This window comes from Nocardioides sp. F233 (assembly GCF_057813895.1).
This window is the reverse complement of sequence record NZ_JBVASH010000041.1, coordinates 1-255: the sequence shown is the minus strand read 5'-3', so window position 1 is coordinate 255 and position 255 is coordinate 1. Positions and strand designations below refer to the sequence as shown.

1 protein-coding gene is annotated in these 255 nt (G+C 70.2%); it reads right to left on the bottom strand.

Going from position 1 to position 255, the window contains the following annotated elements:
* Positions 1–169 (bottom strand): transposase (locus ACZYRU_RS26990; protein WP_488960188.1); only part of this gene is annotated, 169 nt, incomplete at its 3' end.
* Positions 170–255 lie beyond the last annotated feature (86 nt).

The window sequence follows — 255 nt, the reverse complement described above, 5'->3', positions numbered from 1 at the left end:
GCTCGCTGCGGTTGCCCGAGGACACCTCGATCGGAGCCACCCCGCCGATCTTGGCCAGGGCGGCCTCATTGTGGACCCGCCCGTCGTGCGACCACACCGACAACACGATCGCGGCGTTGAACGGCCCGAGCCCACACAGCTCGAGCAGGACCGGCGCGTGCGCGGTCACGACCTGCTCAAGCTGCTTCTCGTTGCCTGCCAGCTCGACCCGCAGCTGAAGGAACCGGGTCGCCAACCGGACCGCTTCGGCCCGCG